This is a genomic window from Caloramator australicus RC3 (genome assembly GCF_000297115.1).
GTDB classification, from domain to species: domain Bacteria; phylum Bacillota; class Clostridia; order Clostridiales; family Caloramatoraceae; genus Caloramator; species Caloramator australicus.
The window spans coordinates 1-1,143 of record NZ_CAKP01000099.1 but is presented as its reverse complement, the minus strand read 5'-3'; the positions used below and the strand labels follow the sequence as shown (position 1 = coordinate 1,143).

The 1,143-nt window shown below is 29.1% G+C and carries 1 protein-coding gene; it reads left to right on the top strand.

What is annotated here, in order from left to right:
• Positions 1–99: 99 nt before the first annotated feature.
• On the top strand, positions 100–1,143 hold a 1,044-nt coding region (gene tnpB / locus CAAU_RS09740), incomplete at its 3' end, for an IS200/IS605 family element RNA-guided endonuclease TnpB (RefSeq protein ID WP_040306471.1).

The following is a 1,143-nucleotide window of genomic DNA, read 5'->3' as shown; positions in this document are numbered from 1 at the left end:
GAGCAACAGAAGTCGCCCACTTCTATAAGTGGGTGATGAATGTTGATTGATAAATTCTTTTTTATGATATAATCAGTATTACAGGAAGGAGGTGTAATTTTGCTAAAGGCTTATAAATACAGGATATATCCAACAAAAGAACAAGAAGAATATTTTGCTAAAGTATTTGGTTGTGTAAGATTTATATACAACAAAATGCTACATGACAAAATAGAATACTATAAAAAAACAGGAGAAATGCTAAACAATACACCTGCACAATATAAAAAAGAATATCCGTTTCTAAAGGAAGTAGATAGCCTTGCCCTTGCTAATGCACAGCTTAATTTAGAGAAGGCATATAAAAAATTCTTTAGAGATAAAAAAACAGCCTTTCCAAAGTTCAAGAAAAAGAAAGGTTACCAGTCTTATACTACAAATAATCAAAATGGGACAGTAACACTTGAAGGTAGTTATCTAAAAGTTCCAAAGTTAAAGACAAAAATAAAAATAAAACAACACAGACAATTTGAAGGAAGAATTAAATCCGTAACTATATCAAAAACGCCAACAGGCAAATATTATGCTTCTATACTTGTAGAAGAAGAAATTAAAGAATTACCGAAAATAGATAAAAAAGTAGGTATAGATTTAGGAATTAAAGAATTTGCTATTTTATCTGATGGAACAAAGGTAGAAAATCCAAAATGGTTAAGAAAAACAGAAAAAAGAATTAAAATTATACAAAAATCATTATCAAGAAAGCAAAAGCAAAGTAAAAACTATGAAAGGACAAGACAAAAACTTGCAAAACTACACGAAAAGATATCAAATCAAAGAAAAGATTTTCTTCACAAATTATCTTCTAAAATTATACACGAAAACCAAGTGATAGTTTTAGAAGATTTACAGGTAAAAAATATGCAACAAAATCATAAATTAGCCAAAGCAATAACAGAAGTATCATGGGCAGAATTTAGAAGGATGTTAGAATATAAAGCAAGATGGTATGGCAGAGAAATAATAATAGCACCACAAAATTATGCATCAAGTCAAACATGTAGTGAATGTGGATATAAAAATCCTGATGTAAAGAATTTAGCATTGAGAGAATGGAAATGTCYAAAGTGTGGTGCAGTTCATGATAGAGATATAAATGCAAGC